Here is a 25,954-nt window from a genome sequence, read left to right on the forward strand (position 1 = left end):
AGCGGCGGCGCCCTGACGCGAGCACTCCTCCACCTGTCCTGCGAACGGGTTCCTCAGGTGCGCGAACGAGCCGCCGAGCCTCCGCGTCGGACTCCAGCTCGACCCGCTTCATCTTCGCGATAGCAAACGCCTGGTCGTGCGACAACATGGCCAATCCCCTCAATTCGGTCAGCTAGTCCTGGGAAACCGTCGTGCTCACGAAGAAGCGCACCGCCCGGGATCCTTCGGGCCGCAACTCCGGGTTCTCGACGCGCGCGTCGAAGCGGTCGATCAACGCCCGCATCTCCTCCTGGACCTCGCGCAGTTCCTCGCGCGTCATGAACGTCGTGGTGCTGGTGACGCCGTAGTGGTCACGCCACTCGTCCGACAGGTGCTCGTGCTGACGCACGGCGTCGCGGATGCGCTCGAACTCCTGCTCCAGGTAGGCCATCTCGGCGGCTTCGGCGGCCAGCGCACCCTCTTCGTCGAGCCCTTCCGCCGAGATCATCTGGTGGCGCTTGACGATCCGCCACGGCTTCTGCCGGCCAGGGCCTTCCACCTCGGCCACGAAGCCGTACTTGGCCAGCATGTTCAGGTGGTACGAGCAGCTGGCGACGCTCTCCCCGAGCTTCGCCGAGCACTGGGTGGCCGTGCTCGGCCCCTGCTCGGTGAGCAGGTTGATCAACTTCCACCGGAACGGGTGCGAGAGCGCCCGGAGCACCTTGGGATCAGTGATGGGAGCGTCCGTCATGCGACCACCGTACGCGTATCAAGAAACCTTTAGCAAGGTTCCTTGATATATAAATCCTGATATAAAACCGCCCATGATCGGCCAAGCTGTGCGCATGACACGGGGGCAGTTGTGGCTGCTGGGGGCGTTCGGAGCGCTGGTCGCGCTGACGTGGATCAACCCGCCGTGGCCCGCTGAGCAGGCACTGCACAGTTCGCTGACGGCCGTGGCGATCATCGCGCTGTGGCTGCTGAGGAAGCGCCTCGACACCGCGCAGTGGGCCTGGGCGCTGCTCTTCCTGGCGCTGCACACGATCGCGGCGAGGTGGATCTACTCGTTCGTGCCGTACGACGACTGGACGAACGCGGTGTTCGGCGTGCGGTTGTCCGAGGTGTTCTCGTGGAAGCGCAACCACTTCGACCGGCTCGTGCACTTCGCGTACGGCGTGTGTCTCACGGCGATGCTGCGGCAGAAGTTGTTGCGGTCGCTGGAGATCGTGCTGGCGACCAGCGCGGCCTACGAGCTGCTGGAGTGGGCGATCGCGATGACGCTCGCCCCGCAGGTCGCCGAGGCCTACAACGGCCAGCAGGGCGACATGTGGGACGCCCACGCCGACATGGCGATCGCAACACTCGGCGCGCTCGTCACCAGTCTGGTGAGTTACGCGCGACGGCGGTCACCAGCGGCAACGACTCGATGACCGGCACCCGCAGCAGCTCGGCGGGCACGTCCGGGTCGCGCACCGGCTCGATGAGCTCACGCAACAGGGCACCGACGACGTCGTCGGCCGTCTGATCGACCTCGTGGATGAGGTCGCGCAACTGGTCGGCCGCGTCGTTGAGCACCCGCGGCCGCTGCGGCTCCTCCAGCATCAGAGCCGCGAGCCGCAGGACCCGGCGGCACGTGCGCAGCCTCAGGCTCCTGCTCGCCGACTCCCGCGCACCCGCGAGGCCCAGCCGGCCGCGCGTCCGTTCGATCCACGGCTCGACCGTCTCGCGCCGCCAGATCGGGCCGGACGCGAGCTCGGCGTCCGGCTCCGGAATGCCGTGCGAACGCCGTTTGCGCCACACAGCCACCAGCTGCCGGCTCAGTCCCATGGCGTCGGCGATCTCCGCGATCCCGTAAAAGTCCCCCACGCCGACAACTGTAACCAGAGATGACGTGGAATGTCATCAAAAATGTCTTAAATGCGCTCCAGCACGGCTTTCGCCGCGTTGTGGCCGCCGATACCGCTCACGCCACCGCCGCGCCGGGAGCCCGCGCCGCAGACGAGGACGTTGTCCACGTCGGTCTCCACGCCCCACTTGCCGACCTGGTCGTCGGTCTCGGCGAAGGGCCAGTCGAGCTCTCCGTGGAAGATGTTGCCACCCGGCAGTCCGAGCTCTTCCTCCAGGTCCAGTGGCGTGCGGGCCTCGATGCACGGCTTGCCGTTCGCGTCGGTCGCGAGACAGTCCTGGATCGGCTCGACCAGGTGGGCGTTGAGCTGGTCGAGATAGCGGTCCACCAGCTCGTCGCGCAGCAGTTCGTTGCGGCCTTCGAACAACGACGCCGGCAGGTGCAGGCCGAACAGCGTCAGCGTCTCGTGGCCCGCCAGCGACGGCCCGAGGATCGACGGGTCGGTCAGCGAGTGGCAGTACATCTCGCCCGGCAGCACCGACGGCACCTGGCCCGCGACGCTCTCCAGGTACGCGGTCTCCAGCTGGTCGTAGGACTCGTCGAGGTGGAACGTGCCGGCGAACGCAAGCCGCGCGTCCACACCGGACTTCAGCTCCGGCAGCTTCCGCAGCAACATGTTGATCTTCAACTGGCAGCCGGGGGCGTCGTGGACCTCGTTGCCCTGCAACCGTCCCAGCACGGAAGGCGCCACATTGGACAGTACGAACCGGGCTTCGGAGGTGTCACCGCCACAGGTGACTGCGGCGGTCTTGCCGTCCGACTCGACGGACGTCACCTCAGCGCCGGTGACGATCTCCGCACCGGCCTCGCGGGCGGCCCGTTCCAGCTCGGCGGTCACCGCGCCCATGCCACCGACCGGGACCTTCCACTCGCCCGTGCCGTTGCCGATGATGTGGTAGAGGAAGCACTTGTTGGCGCGCAACGAATGCAGCGACGAGTGCGTGCCGATCAACGCGTCGGTGGCGACGACGCCGCGCACCAGGTTGTTGTCGAACAGCTCCTGCAGCGTCGCGCCGATCGGCCGTTCGAAGATCTGGTCCCACAGCCTTCCGCGCACCACCGCGTCGACATGCACGCGCAGATGGTCACGGGATACCAGTGGTTCCAGAAGAGTGGGCGCCAGTGCGGCAGCCATCAGCTCCAGGTCCGCGTACCAGCGCTGCCACCGCTCCCAGTCGTCCAGCGACCCGCACACGGCCCCGAACGACGCCGCGGTCGCCTCGCCGGGCTCGCGTTCGACCAGCAACCCGGTCTTGCCGTTGGGCGTGTACGAAGACGCCGAGCGAGACCTCAGGGTCAGGTTGAGGCCCAGATCGGTGACGATCTGGTCCGGCAGCAGCGAGACCAGGTACGAGAACCGCGAGAGCCTCGCGTCGACACCCTCCCACGGTGACGCGCTCACGGCCGCGCCGCCGACGTGCGGCAGCTTCTCCAGCACCTTGACCGACTTACCCGCCCGTGCGAGGTACGCGGCCGCCACCAATCCGTTGTGGCCGCCCCCGACGATCACGACGTCGTCCATGCCCCGAGATCCCTCCCACGTAGCCTGGTCGTTGGGGAACATAGCGGTCCGAAGGAGATGTGCACATGGGCCGAGTGACGGTTCGCCGAGCGGTCGAGCGGGTGTCGCCGAGCGGTCGGCGCCGCCGGGTCGACGCGCTGGCGGCCGAGGAGCCGCTGGAGCTGAGGGTCAACGGCAAGGCGTTGGCCGTCACGATGCGCACTCCCGGCCAGGACGTGGAGCTCGCGCACGGCTTCCTGCTCAGCGAGGGCGTGATCGGCGGCGCCGGGGACATCTCGATCGCCCGGTTCTGCGAGGGCACCGGGCCCGACGGGATGAACACCTACAACGTGCTGGACGTCGCGCTGGCCGAGGGTGTGCCGCCGCCGGACACGGGGGTGGAGCGGAACTTCTACACCACCTCGTCGTGCGGCGTGTGCGGGAAGGCCGCGCTCGACGCGGTGAAGCTCAAGACCCGCTACTCCCCCGCCCTGGACGACGTGAGGGTCACTCCGGAGGCGCTGACGGGCTACCCGGACGCGTTGCGGGAACGGCAGAAGGTCTTCGAGAGCACCGGCGGTCTGCACGCGGCGGGGCTGTTCGTGAACGGCGAGCTGCTGGTCGTGCGCGAGGACGTCGGGCGGCACAACGCCGTCGACAAGGTGCTGGGCTGGGCGGTGCTGCAGAACCTGGTGCCGCTGACCGGCGCGGTGCTGATGGTGTCCGGGCGGGCGTCGTTCGAGCTGGTGCAGAAGGCAGCGATGGCCGGAATTCCGGTCCTGGCCGCGGTGTCGGCGCCGTCGTCGCTCGCCGTGGAGCTGGCCGAGGAGCAGGGCATGACGCTCGTCGGGTTCCTGCGCGGCGACTCGATGAACGTCTACACCGGTGGGGAGCGCGTGCTTGAGACCGCTTGACGGCGTCGTGGTGGTGAGCCTGGAGCAGGCCGTCGCCGTGCCGTACGCGACGCGGCTGCTGGCCGACCTCGGGGCACGGGTCATCAAGGTCGAACGGCCTGGCACGGGCGACTTCGCCCGGCACTACGACTCGTCGTGCGGTGACGTCTCGTCGTACTTCGCGTGGACGAACGTCGGCAAGGAGTCGGTGTCGCTGGACATCAACCACTCCGATGGCCGTGATGTGCTGGACCGGCTCGTCGCCCGCGCCGACGTGCTGCTGTGCAACCTGTCGCCACGGGTGTGGGCACGCCTCGGTCTCGACCTGCCGGCGTCGTTGATCGTCGGCGAGCTGTCCGGCTACGGCTGGGACGGGCCGTACGCGGACCGCAAGGCGTTCGACGCGCTGGTGCAGTCCGAGACCGGGCTGGTGTCGCTGACCGGCGAGGGCGACGTGGTAGCCCGCGCGGGCATCTCCGTCGCGGACATCGCGGCAGGCGTCCAGCTGCACGCGGCGGTGCTGGCGGCGTTGTTGCAGCGCGGGCGGACGGGTTCCGGCGTGCGGCTGCGGTTGTCGCTGTTCGAGGCGATGGCCGAGTGGATGCACCAGCCGATGCTCTACGCCGCCGGGACGGGTGCCGCGGCGCCGCGGTCGGGCGCGCATCACCCGAGCATCGCGCCGTACGGGCCGGTGGCGTGCGCGGACGGTGCCGTGCACCTCGCCGTGCAGAACGACGGCCAGTGGCAGCGGCTGTGCGGGCTGATCGGGCTCGACGCCGAGGAGAGGTTCGCCACAGTGGCCTCTCGTGTGAGGCATCGGGAGGAGCTGCAAAAGCTCCTCGAACGGGCGTTTTGCGCCATGACGGCGGCGGAGCTCCTGGCGGCTTTGGACGCGGTCGACGTGCCTGCCGCGCTGACCCGGTCGATCACCGAACTGCCCACCCACCCGCAGCTCTCCACGTGGGTTGACGTGCGGATTCCCGGCGGATCCGTGCGGATGCTGCCGCCGCCCGTGGCCGGTTTCGAGTGGGCACCGGGTGCGGTGCCCGACCTGGGCGAGCACAATGACGCCGTGTTGCGCTGGCTGGGCTATTCGGATGAGGAACTGTCTTCCTTACGCGTGCGTTCCGTCCTCTGAGAGGGAAACGAGGAACGGTACCCACGCGATGAGGTGAGCATGGGGGACCCCACGTACAGCCGCCGCAGCCTCATCGCGGCGATCGCCGTGATCATCGCGACTGCCACCGGCGTCGCGACGTACGTGTCGTCCTCTGATGCCACCGAACAGCAGATCGCGACGGCGGACCGCGTCAGCCGCACGCCCGCCGCCAAGGCGACGGTCCGCATCGAGCGCGTGTACTCGGCCGCCCGCCACCGCGAGGTCACGCTCGCCTTCTACCTCCCGACCGGCTCGAACCCGCGCGGCCTGCCGATGTCGATCCTGCTGCACGGCCTGCACGGCGACGCCCGCCACGCGAGCATCGGCGACCTGGCCGACGTGCTGTCCTCCGCCGTCGCGAAGGGCTCTGTCCCGGCGTTCGGCTTCGTCGCGGTCGACGGCGGCGACAACTACTGGCACGACAACGTCCCCGGCGACGACCCGATGGCGATGCTGCTCGACGAGGTGCCCGGCTGGCTCCGCGAGCGCGGTTACGGCCAGCCCTTCGCCGTCACGGGCGTGTCGATGGGCGGCTTCGGCGCGCTGCTCTACGCCCGCCGCCGTGCCGAACGCGGCGACCCGGTCGCGGCCACCGCGGCCATCTCCCCCGGCCTGATCACGACGTGGCCGGAGATGGCCAAGCGCCGCGCGTTCAAGGACGAGGGCGAGTGGGCGTCGCTGGACCCGTTGCGGCACCTCAAATCGACCGGCCCGACCGCGCTGGGCGTGTGGATCGGTGACCGCGACCGGTTCATCGACGGCACCCGGCGGTTCATCCACGACGTCCGGCCCGAGGTCGGCACGGTGAAGGCCGGCGGGCACGACGACGGCTTCTACCGCAAGGTGACGCCCGATGTCGTTCAGTTCCTCGCCAAGTACGCCAAGCGCGCCGTCTAGACCCGTACCGCCGCACGCCCCCAGTGCACGTACTTGACCCGTCCCCGCTCGTCTCGTCCACACAGGACGATCACCCCGTGGTGACCGCCCTCGTCGTCCACCGTGATCAACGCGTCGTCGCGCAGACCGGTGTACTCCCGTTCGCCGCCAAGCAGTTCTTCCGGCACGCCGTTGCGGGGCACGTACCGCACCTTCACCCGGCCCTGCTCGCCCGCGGTGATGTGCGTGTCGACCGCCGTGGACCGGTAGAGCCCGACGACCTTCTCCACGTCGATCGGGACGCTCGTCGCGGGCGGCACGGGGAACTCCCGCAGGGTGACGTTCGCCTGTTCGCCCAGCACCTTCCGGTACACCGCCCGCGCGACCGGCAGTGCCGCGCCACCGTTGGTGAGCACGCAGACCGCGAGCCCGGCTGACGGGATCACCCGCAGATAGGCCATGAAACCCGGTGTCGAGCCGGTGTGGCCGAGGCCGGTGACGCCCTCGGGGTAGTCGTTCAGCATCCAGCCGAGGCCCTGCCCGCCGCCGAAACCGAAGTCGGGCGGTGTGACCTGCGGCTGCCGCATCGCGTCGAACTCGGTCGTGCTCAGGTGCATCTCGACGAACCCGAGCAGGTCGCGGGCGCTCATCGCGAGCACCGACCCGGCCGGTGCGTCCCCGTCGGGCGCCGTCGTGAGGACCGGTTCCAGCTCGCTGTGACCCGTCGCCGTCTCGTGCCGGCCGTACTCGGCGGGGTGGGTGGCGACGTTCGGCAGTCCGAGCCGGTCGACGAGCCGTTCCCTCAGCACTGCGTTGAAAGGCTTGCCGCGCAACACTTCCACGATCCGGCCGAGCACCACGAAGCCGCTGTTGCAGTACGAGTACAGCTCGCCGGGAGGCGTTTCCTGTGGTGTGTCGGCCATCCGTTCCAGGTACTTCTCGAGCATGTCGTCACCGTTGCCGGTGTCGTGGAAGAGATCGCCCTGGAAACCCGCTGTGTGGCAGAGCAGCTGGCGCGGCGTGATCTCCTGCGCGGCCTGGTCGTCCGCGAGCGTGAACTCCGGCAGCACGGCGCGCACCGGGCGGTCGAGGTCCAGCAGGCCCTCGTTCACCAGCTCCTGGACGAGGGTCGCCGTCCAGATCTTGGTGATCGAGCCGATCTGGAAGATCGAGCCGGACGTCACGGGAGCACCGGTGACGTTGTTCAGCACACCCGCTGCCGCGTCGACGATTTCGCCGTTCTGCAGCACGGCTACCTGAGCACCGACGACGCCGTGCTCTGCCAGGAGTCCGGCCAGCCTGCTGTGCAGCCAGTCCGCCGTGTCGTTCACGTTCCCCCCAGGAAGTGATCTAGCGCGGTGACAGCGGCACGGTCTTCGACCGCACCCACTTGAGCACCGCGGGCCACTCCCCGTAGCCCGCGTCGGTGTTGATGTGCGCCGCGCCCGGCAGCACGTCGACCTCGATCCGCAACGACTCGGCGAGCTGCTTCGCCACCGGCATCGCGCAGTACGGGTCGCCGTCGCCCACGACCAGGCGGGTCTCGGTGGCGGCGCGGCGCAGACCAGCCGGGTCGAGCGGGGCCGGGAAGAACGACTTGATGGCCGGTTCCGGGTAGTCCGGGGCGGGCGGCGCGACCAGCAGCACGCGGTCGACGTGAGGGATGCCCTCACGGGCAGCGTGGTGCAGCCAGAGGTAGCAGCCGAGCGAGTGGGCGACGACGACGCGTTCGCGGTCGGTGGGCGCGGCTTCGAGGTGGGTGTCGAGTTCGCGCAGCCAGGTGTCGCGGTCGGGCTGGTCCGGGTCGCTGAAGTGCGGCATGTCGGCCATGCCGCCGTGCTCGGACACCGTCTGGGCCAGCCAGCGCTGCCAGTGGCCGGGACCGGAACCGGTGTAGCCGTGGATCAGGAGCACGTGAGGCAGCGACATGTCTCCACCTTAGAACGCCGAATGGGCGCCGGTGAGATCACCGACGCCCATTCAGAGAGATCAAGAACTACGCCGACTTCTCCCTACGCTCCCGGCGCGAGGGCTGCCGGGCCACGATCGTCGGGTTCACGTTCTCCTTCACCGTCTGCTCGGTGATGACGACCTTGGCGACGTCCGTGCGGCTCGGGATGTCGTACATCACCGGGAGCAGGACCTCTTCCATGATCGCGCGCAGGCCGCGGGCACCGGTTCCGCGCAGGATCGCCTGGTCGGCGACCGCTTCGAGCGCGGTCTTGGTGAACTCCAGCTCGACGCCGTCCATCTCGAAGAGCTTCTGGTACTGCTTCACCAGGGCGTTCTTCGGCTCGGTGAGGATCATGACCAGCGACGGCTTGTCGAGGTTCGTGACGGAGGCGACCATCGGCAGACGCCCGATGAACTCGGGGATCAGGCCGAACTTGATCAGGTCCTCCGGCATGGAGTCGGCGAAGAAGTCCGACGCCTCCACCTCGGCCTTGGAGCGGACCTCGGCACCGAAGCCAAGGCCGCGCTTGCCGACCCGGTCCTGAATGATCTTCTCCAGGCCCGCGAAGGCACCGGCCACGATGAACAGCACGTTCGTCGTGTCGATCTGGATGAACTCCTGGTGCGGGTGCTTGCGGCCGCCCTGCGGGGGCACCGATGCGGTGGTGCCTTCCAGGATCTTGAGGAGCGCCTGCTGCACGCCCTCACCGGACACATCGCGCGTGATCGACGGGTTTTCACTCTTTCGAGCGATCTTGTCGACCTCGTCGATGTAGATGATGCCCGTCTCGGCGCGCTTGACGTCGTAGTCGGCGGCCTGGATGAGCTTCAGGAGGATGTTCTCGACGTCCTCACCGACATACCCGGCCTCCGTCAGCGCCGTCGCGTCGGCGATGGCGAACGGCACGTTCAGCATCTTCGCGAGCGTCTGCGCCAGGTAGGTCTTGCCGCAACCCGTCGGGCCGAGCATCAGGATGTTCGACTTCGCCAGCTCGACGCCGTCGTCACGACCCTCGCGCCCGCGGTCGCCCGCCTGGATGCGCTTGTAGTGGTTGTAGACGGCGACGGAGAGGGTGCGCTTGGCATCACTCTGGCCGATGACGTACTGGTCGAGGAACTCGTGGATCTCGGCGGGCTTCGGCAGCTCGTCGAGCTTCACGTCACCGGCTTCGGCCAGCTCCTCCTCGATGATCTCGTTGCAGAGATCGATGCACTCATCGCAGATGTAGACGCCGGGGCCGGCGATGAGTTTCTTCACCTGCTTCTGGCTCTTTCCGCAGAAAGAGCACTTCAGCAAGTCGCCGCCGTCACCGATACGCGCCATGACCGCTGACCTATGTCCCCTCCGGCGCACACCTGCTGAGTGCGCCTGCTGACTTGCTGTGGCAGTCCCACTGGCTGTGGGTGCTGAGCCCGTTCTCCTGACGGTACCTGGCCGACCCCGTTTCAGGGGAGGACCCGCGTCCCCCAACGCGCCGATCAGGCCGGTTGACCGGTCACATCGGCGTGTCGGGTGGGTACGCGATTCCCGAGGGCTGGGGTTTCCCAACCCTCAGGACGGTCCCGGGGCCTGGGGTGTTCCCCAGACGAGCACCGGGCGGCGGGCGAGGCGAGCGCTCTTCGCGAGCACACCTCACCCACCGACGCCCGTCAGGACTTGGCCGAGAGCTTGCGGTAGGGCAGCACCGAGTCGACGATGCCGTACTCCTTGGCCTCTTCGGCCGTGAGGATCCGGTCGCGCTCGATGCTCTCGCGGACCTCCTCTGCCGTCCGGTTCGTGTGCCGCGCGAGGGTGGACTCCATCAGGCGGCGCACACGCTGGATCTCGTTCGACTGGATCTCCAGGTCGGACACCTGACCGTACGCGCCTTCCATCGAAGGCTGGTGGATCAGGATTCGCGCGTTCGGCAGCGCGTGGCGCTTGCCGGGCGTGCCGGCGGCCAGCAGCACCGCGGCGGCCGAGGCGGCCTGGCCGAGGCAGTACGTCTGGATGTCCGGGCGCACGAACTGCATGGTGTCGTAGATGGCCATCAACGAGGTGAACGAGCCACCCGGCGAGTTGATGTACATCAGGATGTCGCGGTCCGGGTCCTCGGACTCGAGCACGAGCAGCTGCGCCATGACGTCGTTGGCCGAGGCGTCGTCAACCTGCACGCCGAGGAAGATGATGCGCTCCTCGAACAGCTTGTTGTACGGGTTCGACTCCTTCATGCCGTAGCTGGTGCGCTCGACGAACGAGGGCAGCACGTAGCGCGACTGAGGCGTGTGGAACTGGCTCACTTCGAGATCTCCTCAGCTTCCTAGTTGCCCGAGCGCACGGACTGGGGGCGGGTGACGACCTTGTCGACAAAGCCGTACTCGAGCGCCTCCTGTGCCGTGAACCAGCGGTCGCGGTCGGAGTCACGGGTGATGGTCTCCACCGACTGGCCGGTGTGCTCGGCGATGAGCTCCGCCATCTCGCGCTTGGTGCGCGTCAGCATGTCCGCCTGGATCGCGATGTCGGCGGCCGTACCACCGACACCGGCCGACGGCTGGTGCATGAGGATGCGGGCGTGCGGCAGCGCGTGGCGCTTGCCGGGGGCACCCGCGGAGAGCAGGAACTGGCCCATCGACGCCGCGAGACCCATGGCGTAGGTGGCCACGTCCGGCTCGATGAGCATCATCGTGTCGAAGATGGCCATACCCGCCGTGACGGAGCCGCCGGGCGAGTTGATGTAGAGGGTGATGTCCTTCTCGGGGTCCTCAGCGGCGAGAAGCAGCAGCTGAGCGGTGATCTGGTTGGCGATGCCCTCTTCGACCTGTGATCCCAGGACGATGATCCGCTCGCGGAGCAGCCGCTCGTACACCGAGTCGTTGAGGTTCATCCCGGCGGTGGCCGACCGCATCTCGGGGGTCGGGAAGGAGTGCTGCGTCACGTCTGCCTGCCTAACTCCAGGTGGAACGAATCTGGAATGCCAAAACCTTCTGCAACCGACCTTAACGAAGGCGGGCGGCGTCAGATGCCCGACACCGCCCGCGTTCGCTGACAGCGTTACTGCTCGGTGCTGTCCTCATCGGACTTGGTCTCGCCGAAGAGCTCGTCGAGGTCCAGCTTGGTGCCGGAGTTGTCGCTGACCGAAGCCTGGCGCACGACGCTCGCGAGCGCCTTGCCGCGGCGGACGTCGGCGAAGATCGCGCCGAGCTGGCCGGACTGCTGCGCGCGCTTGACGTACTCGTCGGGGCTGATGCCGAAGCGCTGGGCCTGGTAGATGATCCGCTCGGTGAGCTCACCGTCGGACACCGTGACCTGCTCGGCGTCGGCGATCGAGTCGAGCACCAGCTGCGTCTTGACGGCCTGCTCGGCGGCCTTGCGCAGCTCGGCGTCGAACTCCTCCTCGGACTGACCCTGCTCGGTCAGCCACTCGGCGAACTTGGCCTCGTCGTGGTCGAAGGCGTGCACGGCGTCGTGCTTGCGCGCGTCGATCTCGCCCTGGACGATGCCCTCGGGCAGCGGGACGTCGGTGGTCTCGAGCAGCGCCTCGAGGACCTTGTCGCGCGCCTGGACGCCCTGCTGCATCTTCTTGACGCGGCCCAGACGGGTCTGCAGGTCGGCCTTGAGCTCGTCGAGCGTGTCGAACTCGCTGGCGAGCTGGGCGAACTCGTCGTCCAGCTCGGGGAGCTGACGCTCCTTGACGGAGTTCAGCACGACGGACACCTCGGCCTCGCGGCCCTGGTGCTCGCCGGCGACGAGCGTGGTGTTGAACGTCTTGGTCTCGCCCTCGGACGCGCCGACCAGGGCGTCGTCGATGCCCTCGACGAGCTGGCCGGAGCCGATCTCGTAGGACAGGCCGCTGGTGCGCGCCTCCTCGACCTCTTCACCGTCGACCGTGGCCGACAGGTCGACGACGACGAAGTCGCCGGTCTCGGCGGGGCGGGTGACGCCGGTCAGGGTGCCGAAGCGGGCGCGGAGCTCGTCGAGCTGCGTGCTCACGTCCTCGTCGGTGACCTCCTGCTCGTCGACCGTGATCTCCAGCTCGCCGAAGGCGGGCACGGTGATCTCGGGACGAACGTCGACCTCGGCGGTGAACGCGAGCGTCTCGCCGTCCTCGATCTTGGTGACCTCGAAGTCGGGACGGCCGAGCGTGCGCACCTCACCCGCGTTGACCGCTTCCAGGTACTTGGCCGGGATGGCCTCCTGGATGACCTCGTCCAGCACCGGAGCGCGGCCGATGCGGCTCTCCAGCACCTTGGCGGGGGCCTTGCCCGGACGGAACCCGGGGATGCGGACCTGCTTCGCGAGCTTCCGGTACGCCTGGTCGAAGTTCGACTTGAGCTCGTCGAACGGCACCTCGACGTTGATCCGGACCCTCGTCGGGCTCAGGTGCTCGACGGTGCTCTTCAACGTGGACTCCTCGTAACGAACAAGAACGTGCAGACAGCCGGTACCGCCTTAGGTGGCGCCCGGATTCCCAGCGAGTCTAGGCGAGACCCGCGCTGTGACCGCCGCCACCCCGGTCCAGGCCTCGGCGACCGGACCGCGAGCCAGGCCGATCCGGCTCTTCCCCAGACGACGAGCGCCTCGGCGCGGGCCTGCCAAGGCCGAACTTCAGGGCCAGCAGACGAGGTGAAACCCGTGACGTCCGCCGCCCAGGTCACGCTGCTCGCCGACGTATCAGCTGCTCACCGCAGCGAGCGCCGTGTCCTGCCAGCAGCCCTTCCAGACGCCGCCGCCCACTCCGGACGGCCGAGTTTTTTGTTCGTCAGGCTAAAAACCTCACTGAAAAGAGCCACCCAACTACGGCCCGTGGAACCGCCCATCTCAATTTCACTCTTTCGGCCGCAACACCGATTCCAGACCGATCAAGATGACTCCGTTAGCACTAATCGGCGTCGCGCGACCGACAGGTAGCGTTACAACTCCCGCACCATGCGTAACAGGACCACGGGAACGAACGAGAAAAAGTCGTCACACCGGTTTACTCCGAGGATCCGCCTGATGGAGACACGCCAGCTTCTCGCGTTCACAACCGTGGTACAGACCGGCAGCTTCACCAAGGCCGCAGCCACGCTCAATTGCTCGCAGCCGACCATCACCACCCGCATCAAGGCCCTGGAGGAGGCCCTGGGAGTCGTCCTTTTCCGCAGGCTCCCCCGAGGTATCCAGATGACGTCCGCGGGCGTTGAACTGCTCCCGTTCGCGCGAAACATCATCAACCTCACCGAAAAGGCCCGAAAAGCCATAACGATGAACGGCGAGCCCCACGGCAAACTCGTCATCGGCTCCGCACAGAGTTTGACCGACTACCGTCTGCTACCGCTCATCGAATACATGTGCTGGCGCTACCCGTCCGTACAACTCTCGCTGCACTCGCGGAACACGCTCAACAACCTGAACTCGGTCCGCGACGGGGGCCTCGACTGCGCCTTCTTCATCGGCGCCATCGAACCCCGCGAAGGCCTCGAGACCACCGTCCTGTGCCCCGAACCTCTCGTCATGGTCTCGGGCCCCAGCCACATGCTCACCCAGCGCCAATCCTTGACCGAGGACGACCTGACGAGCAGCACCCTGATCCGAGCCGAGAACGGCGCCTCCTACCACGAACTCTTCGAACACTCACTCGGCTACGACGACACCCGCGCCCCCGTCCTGGAACTCGACTCCGTGGACGCCGCCAAACGCGCAGTGGCCTCAGGCCTGGGCATCGCCCTGATGCCCGAAGTAACCGTCGCCAACGAACTCGCCGACGGCAGGTTGGTCCGCTTGCCCTGGTCCCCGACGTTCCGCGTCTACACGCAGTTCGGGTGGCGCCAGGACAACTCGACGAACCCGGCAGTAACGGCCCTGGTGTCCGCCGCAGCCCAGGTGGTGAGCGACCAAGTCGCCTCCCTGACCTGACCAGCCTGAGCTGCCCAATAGCCCCGATGCCGCAGGCGAGGCGACCCGAAGGCGAAGCCGAGGCAATGGCGACGCCGAAGGCGAGCTGCTTGTCCCGTGCGCTCCGGGTGGGGTCCCGTCACGAGTCGTGCCTCAGCACTTGCCGCGCCCGAGGAGGGGTGTCAACTCGACGCTTTTCGTCCGGTTGACACCCCGACTCTGGTGTGGCTCGCTCTGGCTCGGCTCGTGACGGGATCCCACCCGGACCGCACCACCTACGGAACGTGCAGCCGCCGAAAGCAACAGGCGTGCCATCAACCCGCCCGCGGCGCTGGACCCCCCGATCAGATTGGCGGGGGTTTGGGGGCAGAGCCCCCAAGGGGAAGCACGCAACCGCAAGGCACCCAACGCAACCGGGGAACGCTACGGACTCCCAACAGGAACCCGCCAACACAACACGACCACCTACGAAACCGAGGCGCGCGCCGAAGGCGCAACCCCAGTACTCCCCCGAACCACCAACTCGGGCAACACATCTTCGACATCCGTAGGCGAAGCCCCCTCCAGCACCGCCAACAACGCCCGAGCAGCCCGAGCCCCGAATGCGAACGTGTCCCGAGACAACGCCGTCAATCTCCCGTGCTGACACAAAACCGAGTCATCCCAAGCAACCAGCGACAACTCCCCAGGCACCTCAATCCCCAGCGAGCCAGCCACCTCAGCCCCAGCCACAGCCATCACATCGTTGTCATAAACGATGGCGGTAGGCGGCTGAACCCCCTCCAACAGCGACCGAGTAGCCGAAGCCCCAGCCTCAGCCGTGTAGTCCCCGGCAACGATCACACCGTCCACAACAGACGACAAGAACGCCTGATCCCGCCGAACCGTGTGCAACAGGGACGCCAGCCCAGCGACCCGGGCAATCCGCCGATGCCCCAACGCCTTCAGATACTCCACAACGGAAGTCATGGCCGCGTAGTCATCAGCCCACACCGACGCGAGCGACCCGTGATGCCCGGCCCCACCGACAACAACGGCCGGCAGCCCGAGCGATGACATCAGCTCCACCCGCGGGTCCGACACGAGCAGATCGACGAGGAACACCCCGTCGACCCGGTGCTCGGCCCACCACCGCCGGTACAGCTCGATCTCCGCGTCCCGGGACGACACCACCTGCAACAACAACGCGCACGACATCTCGGACTGCATCCCGGCGATCAGCTGGAAGAAGAACGCCTCGTCCCCCAGCGCCCGCGGCGGCCGCACCAGCACCAGCCCCACCGCGTCGGCGGACGCGGACGACAACGCCCGAGCGGTGACCGAAGGCCGGTACCCCAGCGAGGACGCCACCTCCAGCACCCGAGCCCGCGTGGTCTCGGAAACGCCGGTCCGCCCGTTCAACGCGAGCGACACAGCCCCCTTGGACACTCCGGCCGCGGCCGCGATGTCCTTGATGGTCGGCCTCTTCACTCAGCGCACCCTTCGCCCAGCACCTTCGCCCGGCGCAGCGACACCGGACACATCCGGCTCATCCTCGCCTGGCACGCCCACTTCTCCCAGTGCGTCTTCGCCCCGGCGCACCTCTACCTCACGCGCCGCCCCTGTCCGGAACGAGACAACAAGACGTTCGGAGGCTAGCCGGAGATAAACCGGTTTAGCTAGGGTCCGCGACCAAGGAGGTGGGTGTCAATGAAGAGGCGCACGTTCCTCGCGGGCCTGGTGGCGGTGCCCGTCGCGGGCTGTGGTCTGTCGAGCAACACCGGGTCGGGCTCATCAGCGAGCGGGCAGGTCACCGGTGAGATCACGTTCCAGACGTGGTCGCTCAAACCCAAGTACACCGACTACGTCAACGGTGTGATCGAGGCGTTCCAGAAGCAGCACCAGGGCACCACGGTGAAGTGGGTCGACCAGCCCGCGGACGGGTACCTGGCCAAGGTCATGGCGGACGCGAGCGCGGGGAGTCTGCCCGACGTCATCAACGTGCCGCCGGACCTCAGCTTCCCGCTCGCCAAGGCCGGGCAGCTCGTCGACCTGGACCAGGCGCTCAAGGAAGCCAAGCCCGAGTACCTGGAGAACGCCTGGCAGGCGTTCGAGATCCCCGGCAAGGGCGGCTGCTACGGCTTCCCCTGGTACCTCAACACCGGGCCGGTCTTCTACAACAAGGCGCTCTTCCGGCAGGCCGGGCTCGATCCGGACAAGCCGCCGACGAACTTCAAGGAGCTGGAACAGCAAGCCCTCCAGCTCGCGCAGAAGAAGGTCGCGATGCTCGGCCAGACGCCGACCATCGCGGACTTCGGCCTCTACGGCGTGAAGGTGTTCGAGAACGACAAGTTCATCTTCAACGACGCCAAGGGCGTCGAGTTCGTCGAGAGCTACAAGCGGATGTACGACGCGGGCGCGCTGGTTCCCGAGGCGCTCACGCAGAACTACACCGGTGCCGGCGCGAAGTTCATGGCCCAGCAGACCGCGCTCAACCCCGGCAGCGCGTACGACCTCGGCAAGTTCAAGACCGACGCGCCGAGCCTGTACGCGAACATCGGCATCACCACGCCCATCACGAACACGGGCAGCGCCAACATGTTCCTGCACGGCGTGAGCGTGCCGAAGAGCAGCAAGAACCAGGCGACGGCGCTGGCGTTCGGCCGGTTCGTCACCAACGCCGAGAACCAGGTGAAGTTCTCCAAGCTCGCCTCGATCTTCCCGAGCACCACCAAGGGCGGCGACGACCCGTACTTCACCACGGAGGACGGCAGCGACGAGGCACGCGTGCGCGTCGCGGCGGCCAAGCAGCTCAAGACCGCCGTGAACTACACGCCCGTGCAGTTCAGCGACCAGATGCGCGAAGCACTGCTGCAGCAACTGGCCGACGCGATGCTCGGCAAGAAGTCCGCCAAGCAGGCACTGGACGACGCCGTAGCGGAATGCAACAGGCTGCTCAAGTGACGCACCGCCCGTACACGCCGTGGCTGTTCCTGTTGCCAGGACTGGCCGTCTGCCTCATGTTCGTGATCTTCCCGTTCCTGAACATGATCGTGCTCTCGTTCACCGACGCGAGCGCGCTGGGCGGCGGCCGGTTCACCGGTGTGGACAACTTCGTGCGAATGGCCCAGGACCCCAAGTTCTGGCTGGCCGCGCGCAACAGCCTGCTCTACATGGCCGGGGTCGTCCCGCCATTGGTGCTGTTGCCGCTGCTGATCGCGATGCTGGCGCAGAAGGTCGTGCCGGGCATCGGGATCTTCCGCACGGCGTTCTTCACGCCGGTGATCGCGTCCGCGGTCGTGGTCGGGCTCATCTGGACGTGGCTGCTCGACAGCCGCGGCCTGGTGAACAACGTGGTGGAAGCGCTGGGCGGCACCAGGATCGGGTTCCTGACCGACTCGACGCTCCTGCTGGTCAGCTCGATGGTGGTGACGGTGTGGCGCGGCCTGGGCTACTACATGGTGATCTACCTGGCCGCGCTCGCGAACGTGCCGAAGGACCTGCACGAGGCCGCGATGGTCGACGGCGCGGGACCGGTCAGGAGGTTCTGGTCGGTCACCGTGCCCTCGCTCAGGCCGACGATGGTGCTCGTCGCGGCTCTGAGCGCGGTCAACGGATTCCGCGTGTTCTCCGAGGTCTACCTGCTGTCGGGCGGGTCCGGCGGTCCTGGCGGCGCGAGCACCACGATGGTGATGCTCATCCAGCTCACCGGCCGCGGCCTCACCGGTGAGGTCGGGTACGCCTCGGCGCTGAGCTTCGTGCTGTTCGTGATCCTGCTGGGACTGCTGCTGATCACCCTCAAGCTCAACCGCAGGGAGGACCAGCTGTGAAACTTGCGCTTCGCTACACGGGACTCCTGGCCATCCTCGCGATCAGCGTCGGCCCGTTCCTGTGGCAGTTCATGACCAGCATCAAGGGACCGAACGAGGACGTGTTCGTCCCCGACTTCATCCCCGACGACCCGACGTTCGGCAACTACGCGGCCGTGGCCGACGTCGTGCCGGTCTGGTCGTTCGCGCTCAACTCGCTGGGCGTGGCGAGCGTCAACGTCATCACCAACTGCCTCGGCGCGGCCATGGCCGGCTACGCCCTGGCACGCCTGAAGTTCAAGGGCCGCAGGGTCGCCGCGGTGATCTTCGCCAGCAGCATCCTGGTGCCGTTCGAGGCCATTCTCATCTCGCTGTTCCTGGTGATGCGCGGGCTCGGCCTCACCAACACCCTCACCGGCGTCGTGCTGCCCGGCTCGATCGCCGCGCTCAACGTCCTGTTGCTGCGCAACGCCTTCCTCGCACTCCCCGCCGAAGTCGAGGAAGCCGCGGTCATCGACGGCGCCAACGCGTGGCAGCGCTTCACCCGCCTCGCGCTGCCGTCGGTGAAGGGCACGCTGGTCGTGGTCGCGCTGTTCTCGTTCATGTTCAGCTGGGACGACTTCCTCTGGCCGCTCGTGGTGCTGAGCGACCAGGAGAAGTACACGCTCACCATCGGCCTGGCGTACCTCCAGGGCACGTTCGTGCAGAACCAGCGGCTGGTGGCGGCGGGCACGATCATCGCCGTCCTCCCGCTGATCCTGCTGTTCCTGTTGCTGCAGAAGCACTTCTTCCGCGGAGTCGGAGAAGGCGCGATCAAGGGCTAAGAACCCGAGGAGCTCACCCTTGCGTTTCGGCGTGAACTACACCCCGTCGACCGGCTGGTTCCACCACTGGCTCGACTTCTCCCTCGACGACGTCAAAGCCGACTTCGAGTCCATCGCGGCCCTCGGACTCGACCACGTGCGGATCTTCCCGCTGTGGCCGGTGTTCCAGCCCAACCGCGGCCTGGTCCGTCCCAAGGCGGTCGAGCAGCTCGCGCAGATGCTCGACGCCGCCCGCGAGACCGGCCTGGACGTGCAGGTCGACGTGCTGCAGGGCCACCTGTCGAGCTTCGACTTCTACCCGTCGTGGGTGCAGACCTGGCATCGCCGCAACATCTTCACCGACCCGGACGTGATCAGCGGGCAGAAGTTCTACATCCGCACACTGGCCGAGGCGCTGAAGGACAAGCCGAACTTCCTCGGCTTCACCCTGGGCAACGAGGTCAACCTGCTCACCGAGTCGAACCCGTGCGCGCCCCAGCAGGCGGGTGAGTGGATCGACGCGCTGCTCGCGGAGTGCGACCGAGCCGCGCCGGGCTTCGCGCACGTGCACTCCGAGTACGACGCCGTCTGGTACGAGAGCGAACACGCGTTCCTGCCCGAGCACGCGGCAAACAAGGGCGCGATGACCACCGTCCACTCGTGGGTCTTCAACGGCACCGCGCAGCGCTACGGGCCGATGTCGCCGGAGAGCGTCCAACACGCCGAGTACCTGGTCGAACTGGCCAAGGCGCACGCGAGCGACCCGAACCGGCCCGTGTGGCTGCAGGAGGTCGGCGCCGCCCAGCCCGAGATCAGCGCCGAGCAGGCTCCCGCGTTCGCCGAGCAAACGCTTGCCAATGTGCTGACCTGCAAGAACCTGTGGGGCGTCACGTGGTGGTGCTCGCACGACGTCGACCGCGCGTTGGTGGACTTCCCCGAACGCGAGTACGAGTTGGGGTTGTTGACGACGGAACGCAAGGTCAAGCCGCTCGGGGAGGCGATCGCCCGGATGGTGCGCGAGGCAGCGCCCGCGCCCGCGGAGCGCACACCGATCAAGCTGCACGGCGAACGGCCCTCGTGGGGGCCGGGTGGTGCTTTCTTCGAAGAGTGGATGACCCTCGCACGCTCGGGCGTGCGGGCCTCGATCGAGCTGGGGTGAACACGTGCACGACGAACGCGCGCTGCTGGAAGACCGACTCAACCGCACGCTGAAGGAACGCGTCCGCCCGGCGATCTACGGCGAGACCGCGCCGCTCGAGCTGGCCGTGTGGAACGTGCCGGACGAGCCCGTCCCGGTCGCTGAGGCCCTTCAGGCCACCTACGAACCCGCGAGCGTCGGCGACGCGTGGGGACCGCCGTGGGGCACGAGCTGGTTCAAGCTCACCGGCACGGTTCCCCCGGCCTGGCAGGGCAAGCAGGTCGAGGTGGTGCTGGACCTCGGCTTCACCCACCCCGGCCCCGGCTTCCAGTCCGAGGGCCTCGCCTACAACGCCCAGGGCGAACCCATCAAGGGCATCGAGCCGCGCAACACCTACCTGCCCGTCGACGGCGACGAGGTCCTCTTCTACCTCGAGGCCGCGGGCAACCCGACCATCCTCGACTTCCACCCGTTCCTGCCGACCGCGCTGGGCGACAAGGAAACGGCGGGCACCGAGCCGTCGTACAAGATCCTCAAGGCCGAGCTCGCGGTGTTCCAGCCGCAGGTCTGGCACCTCATGCTCGACATCGAGGTGCTGCAGTCGCTGATGAAGGAACTGCAGGACCACGACCCGCGCCGGCACAAGATCCTGCATGCGCTGGACAGGGCGATGGACGCGCTGGACCTCAACGAGGTGGCGGCCACCGCCGACCTCGCCCGCGCCGAGCTGGAACACGTGCTGTCGTTGCCCGCCAGTGCCTCCGCGCACAAGGTCTCGGCGATCGGCCACGCGCACATCGACTCTGCGTGGTTGTGGCCCCTGCGCGAGACGGTCCGCAAATGCGCTCGCACCTTCTCGAACGTCACGAAGCTGATGGACGAGTACCCGGACTTCTACTTCGCGTGCTCGCAGGCGCAGCAGTACGCGTGGATGAAGGACCACCACCCGCACGTCTGGGACCGGGTCCGCGAGAAGGTCCGGAGTGGACAGTTCGTCCCGGTCGGCGGCATGTGGGTCGAGTCGGACACGAACATGCCCGGCGGCGAGGCGATGGCCCGCCAGCTCGTGCACGGCAAGCGCTTCTTCCTGGACAACTTCGGCGTCGAGACCGAGGAGGTCTGGCTGCCCGACTCGTTCGGCTACAGCGCGGCACTCCCCCAGCTGATCAAGCTCTCCGGCTCGCGCTGGTTCCTCACCCAGAAGCTGTCGTGGAACCAGATCAACAAGTTCCCGCACCACACGTTCTGGTGGGAGGGCATCGACGGCACGCGGATCTTCACGCACTTCCCGCCGGTCGACACCTACAACTCGTCGCTCTCGGGTGAGGAGCTGGCCCGCGCCTCACGCCAGTTCGCCGAGCACGCCAAGGCCTCCCGCTCGCTGGTGCCGTTCGGTTACGGCGACGGCGGTGGCGGCCCCACCCGCGAGATGATGGAGACCGCACACCGCGTCGCGAACCTCGAAGGCTCGCCGACGGTTCGCGTGGAACCCCCGCGCGACTTCTTCCAGGCCGCGCAGGACGAGTACCCGGACGCGCCGGTGTGGGCGGGCGAGCTGTACTTGGAAAAGCATCGCGCCACCTACACCACCCAGGCCAAGACCAAGCAGGGCAACCGCCGCAGCGAACACCTGCTGCGCGAGGCCGAGCACTGGGCCACCGCGGCCGCGCTGCAAGGCCGCGAGTACCCGTACGACGACCTCGACCGGCTGTGGAAGACCGTGCTGCTGCACCAGTTCCACGACATCCTGCCGGGCAGCTCGATCACCTGGGTGCACCGCGAGGCCGAGGCCACCTACGCCCGTGTGGCGTCCGAACTGAAGGCGCTGACCACCAAGGCCATCGACGCTCTTAAGGGCGACGGCGACGACGAGCTGACGTTCGACGTGCTCGGCAACGACGCGCCGCTGCCGTACGTCGCGCCGGTCGAAGGTGTCCTCGACAACGGCCGCCTCCGCGTCACGATCGACGCCGACGGCATCGTGCTGTCCGTACTGGACCTGGAGAACGACCGCGAGGTCCTGCCGCCGCACGGGTTCGCCGGCATGCCGCAGCTGCACCGCGACAACCCGAACCAGTGGGACGCATGGGACATCGACCCGTTCTACCGCAACTGGAAGGCCGACCTGATCCCGTCCGAACGCGTCGACACCTCCGATGGCGTCGTGGTGCGGGCGAAGTTCGGCAGCTCGGTGCTCACCCAGACCATCCGGCTGCGCGAAGGCGCCAAGCAGGTCGACTTCGACACCGAGGTCGACTGGCAGGAGCGCGAGAAGCTGCTCAAGATCGCCTTCCCGCTCGACCTGCGCGCCGAGGTCTCCACGGCGGAGACCCAGTTCGGCCACCTGCACCGCCCGGTGCACACCAACACCTCGTGGGAAGCCGCGAAGTTCGAGATCTGCGCCCACCGCTTCCTGCACGTCGGCGAACCCGGCTACGGCGTCGCGGTGGTCAACGACTCGACCTACGGCCACGAGGTCACCCGCACCACCCGGGAGGACGGCGGCACCACCACGACCGTCCGCCTGTCCCTGCTGCGCGCGCCGAGGTTTCCCGACCCCGAGACCGACCAGGGCAAGCACCGCTTCCGCTACGCCCTCGTCATCGGTGACCTGCCGGCAGCCATCGACGCCGGCTACCGCATCAACCTGCCGCCGCGGTCCGTCCAGGGCTCGCACGCGCCGGAAGCGTTGGTGCGCACCGACAACCCGGCGATCAGGGTCGAGGCCGTCAAGCTGGCCGACGACCGATCCGGCGACGTCGTCGTCCGGCTCTACGAGGCGCACGGCGGCCGAGCCCGCGCCACGCTCACCACTTCCTTCTCGTATACCGCGATCGCGGAGACCGACCTGCTCGAACGACCGCTGGGCGACGCGTCGGCAGAGATCGTGCTGCGGCCGTTCCAGGTGATCACCCTGCGGTTCACCCGCTAGGCCGCACGGAGCAATTCGGGGCGGGGTGGGCAACCGACACCCCGCCCCTGTGCGTTAGGAGGCGGGTGCCCTCGGAGGCGGGGGCAACGACGAGGGGGACGTTTCGCATGCCTTCCTGGAGATCGACCGCGCTCGCGGTCGCGGCCGTGGCGGTGCTGGGGGTGCTCGCGCCCGGCGTGGCGCAAGCGGCACCACCGTCCAACGACGACTTCGAGTCGTCGACGGCGATCACGGCACTTCCTTTCACCGTCGAGCAGAACACCGCTGAGGCGACCAAGGCGGCCGACGACCCGTCCTGGTGCCAGTTCTACAACGTCAAGGCCTCGGTGTGGTTCCACTACACGGCCACCGAGGACGCGATCGTGCGCGCCACGTCGGCAGGCAGCGACCGCGACATGATCATCGCGGCCCACACAGGCTCGCGCGGTGACCTGCGCGGCGTCGAGAACTCGTGCACCACAGGCAGGCGCTACCCCGCGACGTTCCGGGTCACGGCCGGCACGACCTACTACTTCATGATCAGCGGCTACGACTCACCCGGTGGCGCGCTGAAGTTCTCGCTCGACAAGATCGCACCGGCCGCCAACGACAACTTCGCCGCGGCCCAGCCGATCAGCGCGCTGCCGTTCACCGAGCAGCCGGACATGTCGGTCGCCTCCTTCGAGGCCGACGAACCCGACTCAAGCTGCGTGTACGACGAGCACCAGCCGTCGATCTGGTACTCCTACACGCCTTCGGCCGACCAGTCGCTGGTGCCGCGGGCCCAGGGCGGCAACAGCAGCAACGACGCCGACCTCACCGTCTACACCGGTAGCGACATCGCCTCGCTGACCGAGGTCATGTGCGCCGACGGCAGCTATTACCCCACCAAGGTCTTCCGTGCGACGGCCGGCACGAAGTACTACCTGCGCTTCACCGCGCCCCACAACAACTACCAGCCCGTAACGGTGGGGCTGGCCGAGGCACCACCACTGCAGGCGACCTTCGGCTACAACGGCAACGGGTTCAACGTCTACAGCGACGTCAGCTTCTACCCGGACTCGTACAGCGATCTCGACAACCCGCTGACGTCGGAGTTCGACTTCGGTGACGGCACGACCGCGCCGCCGGCCCAGACCTCCCAGGTCAACCACCGCTACGCCAAGGACGGCACCTACCGGGTCACCATGAAGGCGACCACGCCCGACGGCCGCACCGGCACGGCCAGCACCGAGATCAAGATCGAGACCCACGACGTGGGCATCACGAAGTTCACCGTCCCGACCTCCGCGCGGGCCGGGCAGAGCAAGCCGATCACGGTGAACGTCTCGAACACCCGTTACCTCGAGAAGGCCACGGTGAAGCTGTTCCGCAGCAACGGTTCCTCGTGGGACGAGGTCGGCAGCACCACCCTCGAGATCCCCGCGCACCGCACCCGCACGGTGGCGGTCCCGTTCTCCTACACGTTCACCCCGGGCGACGCGGCCACGGGCAAGGTGACCTTCCGCACGGAGGTGTCGCTCGCCTACCCGCTCCGCGACGCCCGCGAGCTGGACAACGAGGTCATCGCGATCGCCACGACCGTGCGCCCCGCCGCCACCGCAGCCGCGGCCGCGGCGATCTGAACCGGGGGACTGTCATGAGAACGTTCATCGCCGCAGCCGCGGCCGTGCTCGCCGCCGCACTGGTTCCCGGCATCGCGCTCGCCGCCGAAGCTCCTGCCAACGACGACTTCGACAACGCCACCACGATCACCGCGCTGCCGTTCAGCGCGAAGGTCACCACGGCCGGCGCCACCAAGGCCACCGATGACCCGACCGCCTGCAACTACTGGGGCCAGAGCACCATCTGGCTGCACTACACCGCGCAGGAGGACGGGCTGCTGCGCGCGTCGTCCCCCACCGGGCCGCCCCTGGGCGTCTACACCGGCACGCGCGGCGCGCTCACGCTCGTTCCGGGTGCCTGCAGCTACGACACGGGGCTGTCCAACGACATCTTCCCCGTCAAGGCGGGCACGACCTATCACATCGCGCTCATCGAGTCCTACGCGTCGAACGGCCACGAGTTCACCTTCGATCTGGCAGCTACGCCGTACGCGGCCAACGACAACCGCGCCGCGGCAACGGTGGCGGGCTTCCCCTCGACGCTGGAGGGCGACCTGCGGCGAGCGTCGGCCGAGCCGGACGAGGTGACGGCGAGCTGCGCACCCGAGGCCACCCAGTCCGTCTGGTACCGCTACACCCCGGAGCGCACCCGCTCGGTGCACGTGGGCAGGGCGGCCTACCAGTCGACCGTGCTCAGCGCCCACCGCGCGAGCGATCTGTCCGAACTGGACTGCCAGAGCAAGAACGACTACTACGGCCTGGTGTTCACCGCGACCGCCGGTGAGACCTACCTGATCCGCGTCGCCGACGACGTGCAGCGCGCCGGCTCGTTCGAGCTCGACTTCGCGAACGCACCCGCGATCAGGCCGGCCTTCAACCTGGATCCCGAGCAGCCGTCGGTGTTCGACGACGTCGAGTTCGACCACTACGCGGGCGACCCGCTCGCCAGGGAGCTGGTGAGCGGCGAGATCCAGTTCGGCGACGGGTTCTCGGCCCCGATCACCGGACCGGCCAGCGTGCACCACCGCTACGCCAAGGACGGCAGCTACCCCGTCCGCATCACCGGCTCCACGAAGGACGGCCGGACCGGCACGACCACGCGGACGATCAACGTGACGACGCACGACGTCACGTTGTCCAGCCCGTCCGTCCCGGCCTCGGCCAAGGCGGGCGAGACCAAGCGGATCAAGGTGTCGGTCGGCAACACGCGGTACGACGAACGGGTCCGCGTCGAACTTCGCCGGCTGTCCGTGTACGGCTACTACGAAACCGTCGCCAACCTCGAACAGCAGGTCGTCGCGTCGGCGAACGGCAAGGTCGAGTTCCCGTTCGCCTACACCTACACCGCGGACGACGCGAAGACCGGCAAGGTGACGTTCAAGCTCGTGGCGATGTTGCCGGGCCACTACGAGGGTGACGCCAACCCGGCCGACAACGAGATCCTCGCGAGCACGGCCGTGCGTTCCGCCGGAGGTAGCGCCAAGATCGACTAGCTGTAGTGATCACGGACGTTGTTGACGGCGTGTCCGGCATGTCGCCTTGATCATGAGGAAGACCTCCGTGTGTGGTGAAGGTGTCTAGGTCTGCAC

22 protein-coding genes are annotated in these 25,954 nt (G+C 67.8%); 12 read left to right on the forward strand and 10 right to left on the reverse strand.

Annotated features, from left to right (window positions below; translation table 11 throughout):
* Window positions 1-172: 172 nt before the first annotated feature.
* Entirely contained in the window at window positions 173-730 is a 558-nt protein-coding gene (locus ABZ345_RS36960; protein ID WP_359859266.1) for a helix-turn-helix domain-containing protein, read from the reverse strand.
* A gap of 94 nt (window positions 731-824) precedes the next feature.
* On the opposite strand from ABZ345_RS36960, the gene ABZ345_RS36965 reads away from it, so the two are divergent.
* Complete coding sequence (locus ABZ345_RS36965) at window positions 825-1,409, forward strand: DUF2238 domain-containing protein (RefSeq protein WP_359859268.1); 585 nt, start codon at window positions 825-827, stop codon at window positions 1,407-1,409.
* Here ABZ345_RS36965 and ABZ345_RS36970 read toward each other — a convergent pair.
* Together ABZ345_RS36970 and ABZ345_RS36975 are read right to left on the reverse strand one after the other, a co-directional pair.
* Window positions 1,354-1,845: a hypothetical protein gene (locus ABZ345_RS36970; RefSeq protein ID WP_112275615.1), complete on the reverse strand. Its 492-nt coding sequence runs from the start codon at window positions 1,843-1,845 to the stop codon at window positions 1,354-1,356. The genes ABZ345_RS36965 and ABZ345_RS36970 overlap by 56 nt on opposite strands.
* A 47-nt stretch (window positions 1,846-1,892) precedes the next feature.
* A complete protein-coding gene (locus tag ABZ345_RS36975; protein ID WP_359859270.1) occupies window positions 1,893-3,407 on the reverse strand; it encodes an NAD(P)/FAD-dependent oxidoreductase in 1,515 nt (504 codons plus the stop codon).
* A 65-nt stretch (window positions 3,408-3,472) separates the two neighbouring features.
* Here ABZ345_RS36975 and fdhD point away from each other — a divergent pair, with 65 nt between their 5' ends.
* Genes fdhD through ABZ345_RS36990 form a run of 3 tightly spaced genes read left to right on the forward strand, consistent with a single transcriptional unit; the run spans window position 3,473 to window position 6,335 of the window.
* Complete coding sequence (gene fdhD, locus ABZ345_RS36980) at window positions 3,473-4,300, forward strand: formate dehydrogenase accessory sulfurtransferase FdhD (protein ID WP_359859272.1); 828 nt, start codon at window positions 3,473-3,475, stop codon at window positions 4,298-4,300.
* The gene (locus ABZ345_RS36985; protein ID WP_359859274.1) at window positions 4,287-5,417 is read left to right on the forward strand and encodes a CaiB/BaiF CoA-transferase family protein; all 1,131 of its coding nucleotides are present in this window, start codon (window positions 4,287-4,289) and stop codon (window positions 5,415-5,417) included. Before fdhD ends, ABZ345_RS36985 begins: the two co-directional genes overlap by 14 nt.
* Window positions 5,418-5,456: 39 nt before the next feature.
* The gene (locus tag ABZ345_RS36990; protein WP_359859276.1) at window positions 5,457-6,335 is read left to right on the forward strand and encodes an alpha/beta hydrolase-fold protein; all 879 of its coding nucleotides are present in this window, start codon (window positions 5,457-5,459) and stop codon (window positions 6,333-6,335) included.
* Here the strand turns inward: ABZ345_RS36990 and ABZ345_RS36995 are convergent.
* From ABZ345_RS36995 to tig, 6 genes are all read right to left on the reverse strand, one after another.
* Complete coding sequence (locus ABZ345_RS36995; protein WP_359859278.1) at window positions 6,332-7,645, reverse strand: serine hydrolase domain-containing protein; 1,314 nt, start codon at window positions 7,643-7,645, stop codon at window positions 6,332-6,334. The two genes, ABZ345_RS36990 and ABZ345_RS36995, sit on opposite strands and share 4 nt — an antisense overlap.
* A gap of 19 nt (window positions 7,646-7,664) precedes the next feature.
* A complete protein-coding gene (locus ABZ345_RS37000) occupies window positions 7,665-8,243 on the reverse strand; it encodes an alpha/beta fold hydrolase (protein ID WP_359859280.1) in 579 nt (192 codons plus the stop codon).
* A 67-nt stretch (window positions 8,244-8,310) separates the two neighbouring features.
* Window positions 8,311-9,591 (reverse strand): ATP-dependent Clp protease ATP-binding subunit ClpX, encoded by a 1,281-nt coding sequence (clpX, locus tag ABZ345_RS37005; protein WP_045316808.1) that lies wholly within the window; start codon window positions 9,589-9,591, stop codon window positions 8,311-8,313.
* Between the two features lie 326 nt (window positions 9,592-9,917).
* Window positions 9,918-10,547 carry an ATP-dependent Clp protease proteolytic subunit gene (locus ABZ345_RS37010; RefSeq protein ID WP_359859282.1) on the reverse strand — a complete coding sequence of 210 codons (630 nt, stop codon included), beginning with the start codon at window positions 10,545-10,547 and terminating at the stop codon, window positions 9,918-9,920.
* A gap of 20 nt (window positions 10,548-10,567) precedes the next feature.
* A complete protein-coding gene (locus ABZ345_RS37015; RefSeq protein ID WP_359859308.1) occupies window positions 10,568-11,152 on the reverse strand; it encodes an ATP-dependent Clp protease proteolytic subunit in 585 nt (194 codons plus the stop codon).
* A 146-nt stretch (window positions 11,153-11,298) separates the two neighbouring features.
* Window positions 11,299-12,648: a trigger factor gene (gene tig / locus ABZ345_RS37020; RefSeq protein ID WP_359859284.1), complete on the reverse strand. Its 1,350-nt coding sequence runs from the start codon at window positions 12,646-12,648 to the stop codon at window positions 11,299-11,301.
* Between the two features lie 525 nt (window positions 12,649-13,173).
* Between tig and ABZ345_RS37025 the strand changes: the two genes are divergently transcribed.
* On the forward strand, window positions 13,174-14,142 hold the full coding sequence (locus ABZ345_RS37025; protein WP_359859286.1) for a LysR family transcriptional regulator: 969 nt from the start codon (window positions 13,174-13,176) through the stop codon (window positions 14,140-14,142).
* A 444-nt stretch (window positions 14,143-14,586) separates the two neighbouring features.
* Here ABZ345_RS37025 and ABZ345_RS37030 read toward each other — a convergent pair whose 3' ends face one another.
* Entirely contained in the window at window positions 14,587-15,591 is a 1,005-nt protein-coding gene (locus ABZ345_RS37030) for a LacI family DNA-binding transcriptional regulator (protein ID WP_359859288.1), read from the reverse strand.
* Between the two features lie 219 nt (window positions 15,592-15,810).
* Here ABZ345_RS37030 and ABZ345_RS37035 point away from each other — a divergent pair, with 219 nt between their 5' ends.
* From ABZ345_RS37035 to ABZ345_RS37065, 7 genes are all read left to right on the forward strand, one after another.
* Window positions 15,811-17,064 (forward strand): sugar ABC transporter substrate-binding protein, encoded by a 1,254-nt coding sequence (locus tag ABZ345_RS37035; protein WP_359859290.1) that lies wholly within the window; start codon window positions 15,811-15,813, stop codon window positions 17,062-17,064.
* Window positions 17,061-17,930 carry a sugar ABC transporter permease gene (locus ABZ345_RS37040; protein WP_359859292.1) on the forward strand — a complete coding sequence of 290 codons (870 nt, stop codon included), beginning with the start codon at window positions 17,061-17,063 and terminating at the stop codon, window positions 17,928-17,930. The genes ABZ345_RS37035 and ABZ345_RS37040 overlap by 4 nt, the downstream gene beginning before the upstream one ends.
* Entirely contained in the window at window positions 17,927-18,733 is an 807-nt protein-coding gene (locus ABZ345_RS37045) for a carbohydrate ABC transporter permease (protein WP_359859294.1), read from the forward strand. The genes ABZ345_RS37040 and ABZ345_RS37045 overlap by 4 nt, the downstream gene beginning before the upstream one ends.
* A gap of 19 nt (window positions 18,734-18,752) precedes the next feature.
* Complete coding sequence (locus ABZ345_RS37050; protein ID WP_359859296.1) at window positions 18,753-19,871, forward strand: cellulase family glycosylhydrolase; 1,119 nt, start codon at window positions 18,753-18,755, stop codon at window positions 19,869-19,871.
* A 4-nt stretch (window positions 19,872-19,875) separates the two neighbouring features.
* A complete protein-coding gene (locus ABZ345_RS37055) occupies window positions 19,876-22,782 on the forward strand; it encodes a glycoside hydrolase family 38 C-terminal domain-containing protein (RefSeq protein WP_359859298.1) in 2,907 nt (968 codons plus the stop codon).
* Between the two features lie 107 nt (window positions 22,783-22,889).
* Window positions 22,890-24,386 carry a PKD domain-containing protein gene (locus ABZ345_RS37060; protein ID WP_359859300.1) on the forward strand — a complete coding sequence of 499 codons (1,497 nt, stop codon included), beginning with the start codon at window positions 22,890-22,892 and terminating at the stop codon, window positions 24,384-24,386.
* 14 nt (window positions 24,387-24,400) lie between these two features.
* The gene (locus ABZ345_RS37065; RefSeq protein ID WP_359859302.1) at window positions 24,401-25,858 is read left to right on the forward strand and encodes a hypothetical protein; all 1,458 of its coding nucleotides are present in this window, start codon (window positions 24,401-24,403) and stop codon (window positions 25,856-25,858) included.
* Window positions 25,859-25,954: the final 96 nt, after the last annotated feature.

This window comes from Lentzea sp. NPDC005914, assembly GCF_040629405.1.
Taxonomy (GTDB): Bacteria; Actinomycetota; Actinomycetes; order Mycobacteriales; family Pseudonocardiaceae; genus Lentzea.

Coding starts and splice junctions, on each gene's coding strand:
- ABZ345_RS36960 (WP_359859266.1), bottom strand. CDS start 730: ATGACGGACGCTCCCATCACTGATCCCAAGGTGCTCCGGGCGCTCTCG.
- ABZ345_RS36965 (WP_359859268.1), top strand. CDS start 825: ATGACACGGGGGCAGTTGTGGCTGCTGGGGGCGTTCGGAGCGCTGGTC.
- ABZ345_RS36975 (WP_359859270.1), bottom strand. CDS start 3,407: ATGGACGACGTCGTGATCGTCGGGGGCGGCCACAACGGATTGGTGGCG.
- fdhD (WP_359859272.1), top strand. CDS start 3,473: ATGGGCCGAGTGACGGTTCGCCGAGCGGTCGAGCGGGTGTCGCCGAGC.
- ABZ345_RS36990 (WP_359859276.1), top strand. CDS start 5,457: ATGGGGGACCCCACGTACAGCCGCCGCAGCCTCATCGCGGCGATCGCC.
- ABZ345_RS37000 (WP_359859280.1), bottom strand. CDS start 8,243: ATGTCGCTGCCTCACGTGCTCCTGATCCACGGCTACACCGGTTCCGGT.
- clpX (WP_045316808.1), bottom strand. CDS start 9,591: ATGGCGCGTATCGGTGACGGCGGCGACTTGCTGAAGTGCTCTTTCTGC.
- ABZ345_RS37015 (WP_359859308.1), bottom strand. CDS start 11,152: ATGCGGTCGGCCACCGCCGGGATGAACCTCAACGACTCGGTGTACGAG.
- ABZ345_RS37025 (WP_359859286.1), top strand. CDS start 13,174: ATGCGTAACAGGACCACGGGAACGAACGAGAAAAAGTCGTCACACCGG.
- ABZ345_RS37035 (WP_359859290.1), top strand. CDS start 15,811: ATGAAGAGGCGCACGTTCCTCGCGGGCCTGGTGGCGGTGCCCGTCGCG.
- ABZ345_RS37060 (WP_359859300.1), top strand. CDS start 22,890: ATGCCTTCCTGGAGATCGACCGCGCTCGCGGTCGCGGCCGTGGCGGTG.
- ABZ345_RS37065 (WP_359859302.1), top strand. CDS start 24,401: ATGAGAACGTTCATCGCCGCAGCCGCGGCCGTGCTCGCCGCCGCACTG.